Here is a 14,072-nt window from a genome sequence, read left to right on the forward strand (position 1 = left end):
GCCTATGTGTGGCCGAGCCGGTGCAAGCGGAGCGCGAGCTGGATCTCGAGCGCGCGCTCCGGCGCCATCCAGCCCTCGCCGAGCAGCTTCCCGACCCGGTCGAGGCGCTGCGTGACGGTGTTGACGTGGATGTGCATGGCCTCGGCCGTACGCGACGGTGACCCGCCCGAGCCGAAGTAGGCGGACAACGTGTCGACGAGCGCGGTGCCCCTGCGGGCGTCGTACTCGATCACCGCGCCGAGCGTCGCGTCCACGAAACCGCGCACGTCACGGCCGTCGCCGACGAGCAGGCCGACGAAACCCAGCTCGGCCGCGCTCGCGCCGTCGCCCGCCCGGCCGAGCGCGATGAGCGCCTCCGCGCACCGCCGCGCCTCCTGGTAGGCCCTGGCGACGTGCTGAGCCCGGGGCGGCCGCCCGCCCTCACCCGGCATGCCGGACGCGCCCGCCGTGGCCGGGCTCTGCAGGGAGGCGCTCAGCTCGGCGGCCACCCGTTGCGCGGCGCCGCCCGCGTCGGCGCCCGGCAGCAGCAGCACGACCTCGTCGCCGCGCCCGGCGGCCAGCCCGTGCCACATCGTGGCCTGCGACGACGCCCAGAACGCGGCCCGTTCGCGCTGCCCCGCGTGCCTGGCCACCACGACGACGTGCGGCGCGCTGAGATCGACGCCGAGCCGGTGCGCCCGGTCGGCCAGCCCGGGGGAGCCGGGCCGCGCGATCAGGTCGTCGAGCAACTCGCCCCTGACCCGCCCCTCGGCCTCCGCCACGCTCCGGCGGAACAGCAGCAGCAGCGCGCACACGAGCGCCGCCCGCTCCAGGATGCGCTCGTCGGCGTCGTCGCTGCGCAGGACCAGCGTGCACAGCGGCTCCCCGCCGACGTCGACCGACGCGATCAGCAGGTCGCCCCTGCGCACGGTACGGCCCAGCGCCCTGGACGCCTGCGCCGCCTCGAACACCTCCTGGTCGAGCTCCCCGACGTCGCCCGTGAGCGCCCGGCCCAGGTCGTCCAGCACCGCCAGCGAGCCGCCGAGCACGTCGGTCACCACCGCCGCGACGTCCTCGATCCCGCCGCCGCGCAGCACCAGCGAGGTCATCCTGTCGTGCGCCAGCGCGGCCCGCTCCACGGCCTCGCCGTGCGCCCTCGCCGTCCGGTGGGCGTGGGAGAGCTCCTCCAGCGCGTTCCTCGTCTCCTGCAGCAGCCTGGCGTTGTCGATCGCGACCGCGGCGTGCGCCGCCAGGCTGGCCAGCAGCGACACCTCCTCCTGGTGGAACGGCCGCGCGCTGCGGTTGGCCGCCATCAGCACGCCGATCACCCGCTGCCCCAGCCGCAGCGGCACGCCCAGGATCGCGACCAGGCCCTCCTCCGTGACGGCCTCGTCGATGTCGTCCTTGTGCCGGAACCTCGCGTCGGCGAAATAGTCGGCCGTCGAGTACGGGACCGCCGTCTGCGCCACCAGGCCGCCCAGCCCCGACCCCATGGCCAGCCGCAGCGCACGGAACTTCGCGGAGATCGACCCGTCGGTGACCCGCATGTACGTGTCGCCCCGCTCGGGGTCGTGCAGCGTCATGTACGCGATGTCGGTGGCCAGCAACTGCCTCGCCCGGTGCACGATGGCCTCGAGCACGGCGTCGAGGTCGCGCAGCGCGGCCAGGTCGCCGGCCGTGTCGTACAGCGCCGACAGCTCGGCCTCCCGCCTGGCGCGCCTCTTCAGCAGGTCGCGCACCTTCAGCGCCTCGACCTTGGCCTGTTCCAGCTCCTCGATCGTGGCCGGGTCCGCGCCCGCGGCCCTGGCCGCGATGATCGGACCCTCGAACTCGACCGCCGACGCCTCCCTGGCCAGCAGTTCGAGGAAGGTGGCGCCGGTCACCTGGCCGTCCAGCCGCCGTCCACAGGGAGCGACACGCCGGTGATGAACGCCCCGCCGGGCCCGCACAGGTAGGCGACCAACTCGGCCACCTCCTCCGGCTCGATCAGCCGCTTGATCGCGGCCGGCTGGAGCATGATGTCCGTCACCACCTCGTCCGGCGCGATGCCGTGCACCCTGGCCTGGTCGGCGATCTGCGCCTCGACCAGCCCGGTGCGGACGTAGGCGGGGCAGACGCACGTCGAGGTCACCCCATGGGCAGCCCCTTCGAGCGCGACCACCTTGGAGAAGCCCTCCAGCCCGTGCTTGGCCACGGTGTAGGCCGATTTGTACGGGGAGGCCCGCAGCCCGTGGACCGACGAGATGTTCACGAACCGGCCCCAGCCCCTGGCGTACATGCCGGGCAGCACCTCGCGCGCGATGAGGAACGGCGCCTCGACCATGACCCTGAGCATCGCCGAGAACACCTCGGGCGGGAACTCCTCGACCGGCGCGACGTGCTGGAACCCCGCGTTGTTGACCACGATGTCGATGGGCTCGTCAGGCAGCGCCGCCACGAAGCCGGGCTCGCTCAGATCGGCCACGACGGCCACGCCGCCGATCTCGTCGGCGACCTCCTCGGCGGGCTCGGCCCGCAGATCGACGACCAGCACCCTGGCTCCCGCCGCGGCCAGCCGCCGGGCACAGGCCGCCCCGATGCCGCCGCCCCCACCCGTGACCAGCGCGGTCCGCCCCGTCAGCTCTTTCGCCATATCCCTTGACTTTAGGCGCTCGCCGCGCGCAGGCGCATGGGTGCAGGAGACATAGAACTGCGTCGTCTTATGTGGCCGACGGGGTCTGCTAGATTGGATTGCATGATCGCGTATTCGTTCCTGTGGTGGCCCGCCTCCTAGGCGGACCTTCCAGCGCATACGCACACGGCCGCCTCGACGAGGCGGCCGTAGTCATGTCGCACGAGCCCCCGTCGAGCACTGACGAAAAGGGACGCTCACCATGACCGGCACCACAACGCGGGGCCCCGCCACCACGCAGCCGACGACTGGGACCACCACCTGGCCGCAGCTGCTCACCATGCTGCTCGACGGCGTGTCGCTCACCTCGCGCCAGGCCGCGTGGGCCATGGACCAGATCATGTCGGGCGCGGCCACGGACGCGCAGATCGCCGCGTTCGCCGTGGCGCTGCGGGCCAAGGGCGAGAGCGTGGCGGAGGTGTCAGGGCTGGCCGACGGCATGTTGTCGCGATCGGCCGCCATCAGGGTGTCCGGCGATCCCGTCGACCTCGTCGGCACCGGCGGCGACCGCGCCAACACCGTCAACATCTCCACCATGGCCGCCGTCGTGGCCGCCGCCGCGGGCGCGAAGATGGTCAAGCACGGAGGGCGGGCCGCCTCCTCCATGGCCGGCGCCGCGGACGTCCTGGAAGAGCTCGGCGTGGTCGTCGACCTGCCGCCCGGCGCCGTGGTCGCGATCGCGGAGGAGGTGGGCATCACGTTCTGCTTCGCGCCGGCGTTCAACCCGGCGCTGAAACGCACCTCCGGACCGCGCCGCGAGCTGGGCGTGCCGACGGTCTTCAACTTCCTGGCCCCGCTCACCAACCCCGCGCTGCCCGCCGCGCAGGCGGTCGGCGTCTTCCACCCGGCGATGGCGCCGGTCATCGCGGGCGTCCTGGCCGAACGCGGCGGCTCCTCCCTCGTCTTCCGCGGCGACGACGGGCTCGACGAGCTCACCACGTGCGGCGCCTCGACGATCTGGGTCGTACGGCGCGGCACGGTGACGCGGACCGCCTTCGACCCCGCCGACCTGTCGATCCCGCGGGCTCGCCCTGACGACCTGCGCGGCGGCGACGCCCGGCACAACGCGGCCGTGGCCCGCGCCGTCCTCGCGGGAGAGCCGGGCCCCGTACGAGACGTCGTGCTGCTCAACGCGGCCGCCGCCGTGGTGGCCGCCGACGGGGTGCCGCCGGCCGCCGAGCTCACCGCCGCCCTCGCCGCCGCCCGCAAGCGAGCCGCCGACGCCGTCGACTCCGGCGCCGCCGCGGCCCTGCTCACCCGCTGGGCGCAGGCCACGCAGCAGGCGCGGCCGTCCTAGGGACGGGTCATCGACAGAACGTCGAGCGCGGCGTCCAGCTGCTCCTCCGTCAGGGTGCCGTCGGCCACGTGGCCGCGCTCGATGACGACCTCGCGGATCGTCTTCCGCTCCACCAGCGCCTGCTTGGCGATCTTGGCCGCCTCCTCGTAACCGACGTACCGGTTCAGAGGGGTGACGATCGACGGGGACGACTCGGCGTACTCGCGCAGGCGCTCCACGTTCGCCGTGATGCCGGACACGCAGCGGTCGGCGAGCAGCCGCGAGACGTTGCCCAGCAACCTGACCGACTCCAGCACGTTGCGGGCGATGACCGGCAGCTGCACGTTCAGCTCGAAGTTCCCCGACGCGCCGGCGAACGTGATCGCCGCGTCGTTGCCGATGACCTGCGCCGCCACCATGCCCGCGGCCTCGGGGATGACCGGGTTGACCTTGCCCGGCATGATGGACGAGCCGGGCTGCAGGTCGGGCAGGTTGATCTCGCCGAGCCCGGCGCGCGGGCCGGACCCCATCCAGCGGAGATCGTTGGCGATCTTGTTCAGCGAGACGGCGACCACCTTGAGCTGCCCCGACAGCTCGACGATCGAGTCCTGCGCGCTCTGGGCCTCGAAATGGTCCCGCGCCTCGAGGAAGGGGATGCCGGTCGCCTCGCGCAGCTTCTCGATCGCCGCCTGGGCGAACCCCGGCGGCGTGTTGATGCCCGTGCCCACGGCGGTGCCGCCCAGAGGCAGCTCCAGCACGTGCTCGAGCGCCGCGGTGACGCGTACGACACCGTGCTCGATCTGCGTGGCGTAGCCCCCGAACTCCTGGCCCAGCGTCACCGGGGTCGCGTCCATCAGATGGGTGCGCCCCGACTTCACCACGCCCTCGAACTCGATCGCCTTCGCCCGCAGCGCCTCCGCCAGATGCCGCAGCGAGGGCAGCAGGTGGTAGGTCACCTCGGTCGCCGCCGCCACGTGGATCGACGTGGGGAAGACGTCGTTGGACGACTGGGAGGCGTTCACGTGGTCGTTCGGGTGCACAGGTCGGCCCAGCCGCTCTTCGGCGAGCGTCGCGATCACCTCGTTGGCGTTCATGTTGGACGAGGTGCCCGAGCCGGTCTGGAAGACGTCGATCGGGAAGTGGGCGTCGTGCTCGTTCTCGGCCACGTCGGCGGCGGCCTGCGCGATCGCCTCCGCCATGTCCTTCTCGATCACGCCGAGCTCGCCGTTGACCTCCGCCGCCACGGCCTTGATCAGGGCCAGCGCGGCGATGTGGGACGGCTCGATCGGCCGCCCGGAAACCGGGAAATTCTCCACCGCCCGCTGGGTCTGCGCGCGCCACCGTGCTCCCGCGGGCACGCGAACCTCGCCCATCGAGTCATGTTCGATCCTGAACTCGCTCATGACTTCAGTCTGACCCACGCATCCGGGCCCGCCGGGAAGTGCCCCGCGTTCAGCCCGAGATGAGGGCCACGATCAGGATGGCGATCACCACGGCCGCGGCGGCGGCGACCGCCATGAGCACCAGCATGCCGTTGCGGTTGCCCTCGGGCCGCTGCTCCGGCTGTCCGGCGATGGCGAACAGGTCGGTGCCCAGCCCGCCCTGCCCTCCTCTGGATCCCCCGCCCTGCGGCACCGGTGGCTGCTGCCGCGAGCCGGGCTCCTGGTCCGTCGGCGGGTAGACCTGCTGGCCCGGCGACCCGCCCTTCGGGATGCGCGTGGTCATGAACGCGCCCTCGTCACCCTGCCCCTGTGGCGGCGTGCCCTGCTCGGGACTCGCTGGGAAGGGGCCTTTGGGCCGCGAGATGCTGACCGTACGCTCCGGATCGAACCCCGGCTCGGGGGACGCGGTCCCGGGCGCACCGCCCTGCGGCCCGGCGCCGCCCGCGGTGGTTCCCGGCGCACCGAAGTGCTGCTCGGCCTGTGGCGGGCGCCCGATGCTCTGCGGAACGGTGGGCGCGTTGGAACTCCGCACCGGCCCTCCGGCCCCATACGGCCCAGGCCCCTGCCCACCGGCCCCTTGCCCGCCGGGCCCCTGGTTCCCGGGCCCGTGCCCGCCGGGCCCCTGGTTTCCGGACCCCTGCCCGCCGGGTCCTTGGTTCCCGGGCCCTTGCCCGCCGGGCCCGTTCCCCTGCCCGCCCGGACCCTGGTTCCCGGGCCCGTGACCCCCAGGTCCTTGCCCGCCGGGTCCCTGCGCTCCGGGCCCTTGCCCGCCGTGTCCATGGGCGCCGGGGCCGGGGCCGTTTCCTTGCCCGCCAGGGCCCTGCCTTCCGCCGGGCCCGCCTTGCCCGCCGGGCCCGCCGCCCGCGTCCGGTGCCGGCCTGCCGCCCATCGGGTTTGTGGCACCCGGGCCCTGCCCAGGTGCCCCAGGTCCGCCCGGTCCTTGCCCGGTCCCACCTGGTCCTTGCCCCGACCGGCCCTGCTCGTGTCCTGGGCCGCCGAAGGCGCCCTGTGGGCCCGGCGCGCCTTGCCCCGGACCGGGTGCGCTGAAAGCGTTCGGACCCGGCGTGGACGGGCCGGAGTGGCCCTGCCCCGGTCCGCCGCCCGCACTCGGACCGCTGAACGCCCCCCGCGGCGCCGGACCGCCCGGCCCGTACGCGGGCCCTCCGGGACCCTGCCCGGATCCCCCAAGTCCCTGCCCATGACCTCCAGGACCCTGCGCGGGCCCTCCAGGAGCTTGCCCGGGCCCCGCGGGACGCTGCCCATGACCTCCGGGACCCTGCCCATGACCTCCGGGACCCTGCCCGTGACCTCCAGGATTCTGTCCAGGGCCGCCCTGGCCCTGCGGCGCTCCCGGCCCGCCAGGCGCGGATCCGGGCCCGCGCCCGCCCGGGCCGGCACCCTGGCCGCCAGGTCCGGGCGCCTGGTCGGCGGGGGTCTTCTGGGCAGTGAACGGATCGGGCAAAGCGGCCTCCTGCGCCTTAAGAGCCTCGGCCGTGAGCACCGGCATCTCGCTCGTGGGGGTGTCGGCGACCATGCGCAGCAGGGTCTCCGCCTTGGCAGCGCCGAGACGCTGCCGATAGTCCTTGTGCAGCAGCCCGTTCAGCACGGGACGGAGCCGCCCCGCCTGTGTGGGAGGGTCGGCGCTCTCGGTGAGCAGCGCCGCCAGCGTCTCAGCGACCGTGGACCGTTCGTACGCCGGCCGCCCCTCGACCGCGAAGTAGAGCGTGGCCCCGAGCGCCCAGATGTCGGACTCGGGCCCGGTGTAGTCGCCCCTGGCACGTTCGGGGGCGGTGTAGCCGGGGGAGCCGATCACCATGCCCGTCTTCGTGAGCCGGGAGTCGCCCTCGGCCTTGGCGATGCCGAAGTCGGTCAGCACGACGCGCCCGCTCTCGGTGATGAGCACGTTGGCGGGCTTGACGTCGCGGTGGGTGATGCCCTGGGCGTGCGCGGCGCGCAGTGCGCCGAGCAGATCGACGCCGATCTCGGCCACGAGCCGGGGCGGCAGCGGACCCTCCTCGTCGATCACCTGCTCCAGCGAGCGGGCCTCGATGAGCTCCATGATGATCCACGGGCTGTCGTCGTGGATGATCACGTCGTGGATGGAGGCCACGGACGGGTGGTTGATCCGGGAGGCGATGCGGCCCTCGCGGACCATGCGTTCGCGCAGCTCCGTCCGTTGTTCTTCGGTGAGCACCGGGTCCTGGCGGATCTCCTTGACCGCCACCTCGCGCCCGAGCGCGCGGTCGCGTGCGCGCCACACGGTGCCCATGGTGCCCCGGCCGAGCGGGGTGATGAGCTCGTAGCGCTCCGCGAGCAGGCGTGTCTGCTGTTCCGGCATGAGAAGAAGATATCGATTCTCGCTTGGGAAGTGCTTTACCCTCGCTTGCGAAGTTCTCTTGGCCAGAACCGTCGAGGAAGGCACAACTTTATCACCGTCGCTTTCAAACGGGCATAAGCCGACGGCGACGGCCCCGCTTCAACGCGCTTCCTGTGCACACCCTCGCCGGGTTTGCGTTCCTGCCTCGGCGCGGGCACGGTGACGGTCTGGGTCTCGGCGCGGTGCAGCCCGCGATGCGCGGGCCTGCGTGTGAAAGACGGCGGCGTGAGGGCCTGCACCGGGCGTGCGGATCTGGGCTTGCGCGGGGTCAGCGGCTCCTCCGCCGAGCCTCCCGCGGCCACCCTGGCCAGCATCAGCGAGGCGCGCACGGAGTCGAGCCTGGTCTGCGGGTCGATCCGCAGGAGCGCGTCGAGCACGGGGGCCAGCGGGCCGGCCTTGCTCATCGGGATCGGCTCGCCGCTGGTCAGCGCCGCGAGCGCGGCGGCGGCCGTACGGCGGCCGTGCAGGCCCCTGCCCTCGACGGCGGTGTAGAGGGTCGCCCCGAGCGACCACAGATCGCCCGCGGGGCTGGATTTCGAGCCGAGCACCCGCTCCGGTGCGATGTAACCGGCGGACCCCAGCACGATGCCCGCCTGGGTAATGGAAACGTCACCTTCGAGTGCGGCCAGGCCGAAGTCGGTGAGCACCGCGCGGTCCTCGGTCACGAGCACGTTGCTCGGCTTGACGTCGCGGTGGAGGATGCCTTTCGCGTGCACCGCGCGCAGCGCGCCGAGGATCTGCCGGCCGATCTCGGCGGCCCTGCGCGGGGGGAGCGGCCCGTGCTCCTGGATGAGCTGCTCCAGAGACCTGGCCCGGAGCAGTTCCATCACGATCCATGGCCGGTCGTCCTCGGTGACCACGTCGAACACGGTGATGACCGAGGGGTGGGTGACCATCGCGGTCGCCCTGCCCTCGCGCTCCGTGCGGGCGCACAACTCGGCGCGCAACTCCTCGTCGAGCACGGTGGGCAGGCGTACTTCCTTCACCGCCACGTCGCGGTCGAGCAACTCGTCATGTGCCCGCCAAACGGTGCCCATGCCGCCGCGACCAACCGGCTCCATGAGCCGGTAGCGCGCGGCGAGTAGGTAACCGGAGGGCGCACGCATGCCTGGCAGCTTACCTATTTGTGTAAACCGACCAGTAGAGGCGTGGCCGATAAAATGTTGCGAAGTTAAGTCAAGTCGCCTGACTCGTCACGTCGGCAAACCTCGTGGCCACGCCGTTGATGAGGCCCACAGTTTCTCGACGTGCACGTTCCGATAGTCGGTCCGCCGTGAGTGAACGACCGAGCTTGCAGTTCCTCGCCGTCGATGGCGTCGAAGCCCGGTCCGCGTCGGGCAGCGTGACTCTCCGCCGAGTCCGCTTCCGCACCGTTACGAACCGGCAGCGCCGGCTGCCGGGCCGAGCCGGTGAACATGATGCCGCGCAGTCGCCCTGCGGTCGTCGCCTGCTCGGAGCGTCGGCGAGCGGTGCTCACCGACGAGATCGTGCGCCGTCGGAAGCGCGTTTTCGCAGCTCGCCGGGCAAGTGTGCCCATCGGCACACTCTCGTCGCCGATATCGGCGGATGATGTCTTGGAGGGAATGTCGGTCGCTCGACTCGCTCGCTTACGGGCGTCTAGGGGGCGCCGTCAGCGGGTTGTAAGGGTGCCGAAAGCGGTCGGGGGCATGGTAAAGCCATGAGGGAGGGCTAAGTCCTGGGCCACCGGAAATGTCGGTGCCGAGCGTCACACTGGGGGCATGGGCCGAAGTCCTCCCACCGATGCCAGATCGTTGAAGGACGTGATGAAGATGCGCCGGACGCTGGTTCGCCGCCGGCCGAAGAAGCCGGCCAGAGCCGGCCTGGACCTTCGCACGCCGTCCGGGCGCCTGCTGCCCTATTGAAACCACGACCAGGAGCGCTATCTGAGAGGTGCGCGATGTGCAGTCACCACCCCGTTTGCCCCAGTGCCGACTCGCCCGACCGTGAGGCGTCGCACGTGATCGCTTCCCACCCTGACCAGGGGTGGAGCCTGCTCTGCAACGGCGTCGTGCTGTTCGACGACACCGGCCTGCTGCTGCCCGACGGCTCCGTCGTGGCACCGCACCGGTCACCGGTGGCCGCGTGACCGCCCACCTCCGGCCGGAGCCGCCGCGCCAAGCACCCGCCGGCGCCTGACCGCGGCTCCTCAACCCCCCGGCGGCCGGCGCGCCGCGGTCGCCGGCATCCGCCCGCCGGCGACCTCCCTCGCGGGACCCCTCGCCGCCGTCAGCGGCGGCCGATCGACAGGACCGGGCCCGTCCTGTCGGTGAAGAAGTCGTCGCCCTTGTCGTCCACGACGATGAACGCGGGGAAGTCGACCACCTCGATCTTCCACACGGCCTCCATCCCGAGCTCGGGATATTCGAGCAGTTCGACCTTCTTGATGCAGTCCTGCGCCAGCCTGGCCGCGGGGCCGCCGATGGAGCCGAGATAGAAGCCGCCGTGCTGCTCGCACGCCTCGGTGACCTGCTTGGACCGGTTGCCCTTGGCCAGCATCACCATCGACCCGCCGGCCGCCTGGAAACGCCCGACGTACGAGTCCATGCGCCCGGCCGTCGTCGGCCCGAACGAGCCGGAGGCGTAACCGTCGGGGGTCTTGGCCGGCCCGGCGTAGTAGACGGCGTGGTTCTTGAGGTATTCCGGCATCTCGCCGCCGTTGTCGAGCAGTTCGGCGATCTTGGCGTGGGCGATGTCGCGGGCGACCACGAGCGGTCCGGTGAGGGAAAGCCGCGTCTTGACCGGAAATTTCGTCAGCTGGGCGAGAATCTCGGGCATGGGCCGGTTGAGGTCGACCTGGACCACGTCGTCCGAGAGGTGCTCGTCGGTCGTCTCCGGCAGGAACCGTGCCGGGTCGGTCTCCAACTGCTCCAGGAAGACGCCCTCCGGCGTGATCTTGGCCAGCGCCTGCCGGTCGGCGGAGCAGGACACGGCGATGGCCACCGGGCAGGAGGCGCCGTGTCTCGGCAGGCGGATGACGCGCACGTCGTGGCAGAAGTATTTGCCGCCGAACTGCGCCCCGATGCCCAGCTTCTGGGTGAGCTCGAAGACCTTGGCCTCCATCTCGAGGTCCCGGAAACCGTGCCCGGACGGCGAACCCTCGGTGGGGATCGAGTCGAGGTAGCGGGCGCTGGCGTATTTGGCGGTCTTGAGCGCGTATTCGGCGGACGTGCCGCCGACGACGATCGCCAGATGGTACGGAGGGCAGGCGGCCGTGCCCAGCGAGCGGATCTTCTCCTCGAGGAAGGCCAGCATGCGCTTCTCGTTGAGCACGGCCTTGGTCTCCTGGTACAGGAACGACTTGTTGGCCGAGCCGCCGCCCTTGGCCATGAACAGCAGTTTGTACTCGTCGGGGTGGCCGTGGGGGTCCTCGGCGTACAGCTCGATCTGGGCGGGCAGGTTGTCGCCGGTGTTCTTCTCCTCCCACATGCTCAGCGGAGCCATCTGGGAGTAACGCAGGTTGAGCCGGGTGTAGGCGTCGTAGACGCCCCGCGAGACGTGCTCGGCGTCGCGCCCGTCGGTCAGCACGTGGCGGCCGCGCTTGCCCATGACGATCGCGGTGCCGGTGTCCTGGCACATGGGGAGCACGCCGCCGGCCGAGATGGAGGCGTTCTTCAGCAGGTCGAGCGCGACGAAGCGGTCGTTGCCGCTGGACTCGGGGTCATCGACGATCTTGCGCAGCTGGGCGAGGTGGGAGGCTCGCAGGAAATGGGAGATGTCGTGGATCGCCGTCTCGGTCAGCAGCCGCAGCGCCTCCGGCTCGACCTCGAGGAACGTACGTCCGGCCGCCTCGACCTTCCGCACCCCCTCCGTGGTGATCAGCCGATATCCGGTCTCATCGGCTCCCAGCGGCAGCAGGTCGGTGTAGTCGAACTCGCCCATGTCCATCCTTTCGGTCACCAAGAGGTTAACGGGTGACCGAGCCGCCGGAGGTCACGCCTCGGAGACGGCTGCCCGCGCTCGCGTCCGCGACCGCACCGCGGTGAGGCCGAGCGTGATGCCCGCGATCACCAGGCCGGCGCCGAGCAGGTCGTACGCCGTCGGCATCGCGATCCCGAGCACCGCCCCCGTGACGATCGCGCCCACCGGGATGAGCCCGGCGAACAGCCCGGCCAGCCCGGGGCCCAGCCGGGACAGCGCGGAATACCAGAGGAAGAAGGCTCCGACGGTCACCACGAGCGCCAGGTAGGCCAATCCCAGCCCTTCGGCCACGGTCGGCGTCCGCACCATGCCGGGCCCTTCGTACGCCAGCCCGACCAGGGCCAGCATGGGCACCGCGAGCGCCGTCGAGTAGGCCGACACCCTGATCGCCCCCAGCTTCGGCAGCAGGGGGATGGCCAGCAGGGAGAAGCACACCTCGCCCACGAGCGCGCCCAGTGCCCAGAGCAGGCCGGGCAGGTTGCCGCTGCCGAGGCCGGTGGCCAGGGTCGCCCCTGCCACCACCACGCATGCTCCGATGAGCACCCGTGGCGCGGGCCGCCCGCCGGCCAGCGCGAGCCAGAGCGGCACGGTGCCGAGGATGGTGCCGACCAGCGCGGGCCCTGACGCGTTGGTGGACTCGATCACGCAGACGTTGAAGATGACCAGGCCGAACAGGGTGAGCCCGGCGAGGCACAGGGCCTCGCGCAGCGTCAGGCGGACGAAGCGCAGGCCGAGCACCCGTGTGATGGCGAGCAAGATGACGGCGGCCACGAGGTAGCGCACGGCCTGTCCGCCGTAGATGGGGTAGCCGCCGATGAGCCCGGAGACGCCCGCCAGCGTCCCGAGCAGGAACATGGCCGAGGCCGCGCGGACGATTCCCTGTCTCATGTGCGGGATGCTAGGAGCACGATGGTTCGGGAAAACAGTCCAATGTCCCGCCGGATGACAGGACCAATATGGCCGACCTCCACATCCAGATAAATCGCGACAAAGGTGGGATCGCTGGTCAGATCGCCTCCGAGCTGCGCGACGCCGTCAGGAGCGGCCGGCTCGCCCCCGGCACCCGCCTGCCCGCGACCCGCGAGCTCGCCACCGACCTCCAGGTCTCCAGGGGCGTGGTGGTGGAGGCGTACGAGCAACTCGTCGCCGAGGGTTTCCTGGTCTCCAGGGTGGGTGTCGGCACCCGGGTCACCCCCGTGCCCCCCGCCAGGGCCGCGCCGAGGCAGCGCGCCGCGGCGCGGGAGCGGCCCACGCCGGTGCGGCCCGCCTCGGACACCCCCGGGTGCGCGCCGTACTACGGTCACCGTCCCACCTCTCCCGACCTCGGCCACTTCCCCCGTGAAGGCTGGCTCGCGGCCGTCAGGCACGTCCTGGCCACCGTACCCTCGGACGCCCTCGACTACGGGGACCCTGGCGGCGTTCCTGAGCTGCGGGAAGAGCTGGCCGGCTACCTCAGGAGGGTCAGGGCGGCGGACGCGCGCCCGGAGAACCTCATCATCGTCGGCGGCGTGGCGCAGGGGCTGAGTCTCGTGCTCCACGTGCTGTCCCGGCGGCGCGCGCTCCGGCTCGCCGTGGAGGACCCGACGAGCCACCGCCAGGCGCCCCTGCTCAGGAGAGCGGGAGCGCACCTCGTCCCGGTGCCCGTGGACGAGGAGGGCCTCGACGTGCACAGATTGAGCGGCGACGCGGTGCTGGTGACGCCGGCCCACCAGTTCCCGACCGGCGTGGTGCTCTCCCCGTCCCGCAGGGCCGCGCTGATGGAGTGGGTCCACGTGGGCGACCGGGTGATCCTTGAGGACGACTACGACGCCGAGTTCCGCTTCGACCGCGACCCCGTCGGCTGCCTGCAGGGCCTGGCGCCCGACCGCGTGGTCCTGTCGGGCAGCGTCAGCAAGGCGCTCGCGCCCGGCCTGCGCCTGGGCTGGGTGGCCGCGCCGCCCGGCCTGGCCGAGGACGTGCGCCGGGCCAGGGGCGAGCTCGACCTGGGCTCGCCGGTCATCGAGCAGTACGCGCTGGCGCACTTCCTGCGCACCGGCGGCTACGACAAGCACCTGCGCCGCATGCGCAGGGAATACCGCCGCCGCAGGGACGCCCTGGTCAGGGCGCTGGCCCGCGAGCTTCCCGAGATCAGCGTCAAGGGCATCGACGCGGGCCTGCACGTCTACCTGGAGCTGCCGGACGGCTGGGACGAGCCGCGGACGGCGCGGGTGGCGCGGGAGCTGGGGTTGTTCGCCGAGCCTGTGGGGCCGATGCGCCGGACGCCCGGGAGACCGGCGGTGGTGGTGGGGTTCGCGCGGCTGCCCGGTCACAAGGCCGCCGAGGCCGTCCAAGGCTTAAAAGTAAGAATGTCAGGACATGCTATGGATTAAAGGTTTCATATCCGCCTGG

At 72.0% G+C, this 14,072-nt stretch carries 10 protein-coding genes; 3 read left to right on the forward strand and 7 right to left on the reverse strand.

From position 1 onward, the window contains the following. Positions 1–2 precede the first annotated feature (2 nt). Positions 3–1,862, reverse strand: a complete 1,860-nt coding sequence (locus ABGB01_RS21885; protein ID WP_347775392.1) for a GAF domain-containing protein — start codon at positions 1,860–1,862, stop codon at positions 3–5. Continuing rightward, positions 1,859–2,611 (reverse strand): 3-hydroxybutyrate dehydrogenase, encoded by a 753-nt coding sequence (locus ABGB01_RS21890; protein WP_347775393.1) that lies wholly within the window; start codon positions 2,609–2,611, stop codon positions 1,859–1,861. The genes ABGB01_RS21885 and ABGB01_RS21890 overlap by 4 nt, the downstream gene beginning before the upstream one ends. 241 nt (positions 2,612–2,852) lie before the next feature. On the opposite strand from ABGB01_RS21890, the gene trpD reads away from it, so the two are divergent. Then, a complete protein-coding gene (gene trpD / locus ABGB01_RS21895; protein ID WP_347775394.1) occupies positions 2,853–3,947 on the forward strand; it encodes an anthranilate phosphoribosyltransferase in 1,095 nt (364 codons plus the stop codon). On the opposite strand, the gene ABGB01_RS21900 is transcribed toward trpD, so the two are convergent. Genes ABGB01_RS21900 through ABGB01_RS21910 form a run of 3 tightly spaced genes read right to left on the reverse strand, consistent with a single transcriptional unit; the run spans position 3,944 to position 8,851 of the window. After that, positions 3,944–5,329 carry a class II fumarate hydratase gene (locus tag ABGB01_RS21900; RefSeq protein WP_347775395.1) on the reverse strand — a complete coding sequence of 462 codons (1,386 nt, stop codon included), beginning with the start codon at positions 5,327–5,329 and terminating at the stop codon, positions 3,944–3,946. The two genes, trpD and ABGB01_RS21900, sit on opposite strands and share 4 nt — an antisense overlap. 49 nt (positions 5,330–5,378) lie before the next feature. Further along, complete coding sequence (locus ABGB01_RS21905; protein ID WP_347775396.1) at positions 5,379–7,706, reverse strand: serine/threonine-protein kinase; 2,328 nt, start codon at positions 7,704–7,706, stop codon at positions 5,379–5,381. Between the two features lie 35 nt (positions 7,707–7,741). Continuing rightward, the gene (locus tag ABGB01_RS21910; RefSeq protein WP_347775397.1) at positions 7,742–8,851 is read right to left on the reverse strand and encodes a serine/threonine-protein kinase; all 1,110 of its coding nucleotides are present in this window, start codon (positions 8,849–8,851) and stop codon (positions 7,742–7,744) included. A gap of 812 nt (positions 8,852–9,663) precedes the next feature. Here ABGB01_RS21910 and ABGB01_RS21915 point away from each other — a divergent pair. Next, entirely contained in the window at positions 9,664–9,852 is a 189-nt protein-coding gene (locus ABGB01_RS21915; protein WP_347775398.1) for a DUF5999 family protein, read from the forward strand. A gap of 140 nt (positions 9,853–9,992) precedes the next feature. Here ABGB01_RS21915 and ABGB01_RS21920 read toward each other — a convergent pair whose 3' ends face one another. Both ABGB01_RS21920 and ABGB01_RS21925 read right to left on the reverse strand, forming a co-directional pair. After that, positions 9,993–11,645, reverse strand: a complete 1,653-nt coding sequence (locus ABGB01_RS21920; protein ID WP_347775399.1) for a fumarate hydratase — start codon at positions 11,643–11,645, stop codon at positions 9,993–9,995. Positions 11,646–11,696: 51 nt separating this feature from the next. Next, positions 11,697–12,572 (reverse strand): DMT family transporter, encoded by an 876-nt coding sequence (locus ABGB01_RS21925; protein ID WP_347775400.1) that lies wholly within the window; start codon positions 12,570–12,572, stop codon positions 11,697–11,699. A gap of 68 nt (positions 12,573–12,640) precedes the next feature. On the opposite strand from ABGB01_RS21925, the gene ABGB01_RS21930 reads away from it, so the two are divergent. Beyond that, a complete protein-coding gene (locus ABGB01_RS21930; RefSeq protein WP_347775401.1) occupies positions 12,641–14,053 on the forward strand; it encodes a PLP-dependent aminotransferase family protein in 1,413 nt (470 codons plus the stop codon). The last annotated feature ends 19 nt before the right edge of the window (positions 14,054–14,072 follow it).

Source organism: Nonomuraea sp. B5E05 (assembly GCF_039880665.1).
In the GTDB taxonomy this organism is placed as follows: Bacteria; Actinomycetota; Actinomycetes; order Streptosporangiales; family Streptosporangiaceae; genus Nonomuraea.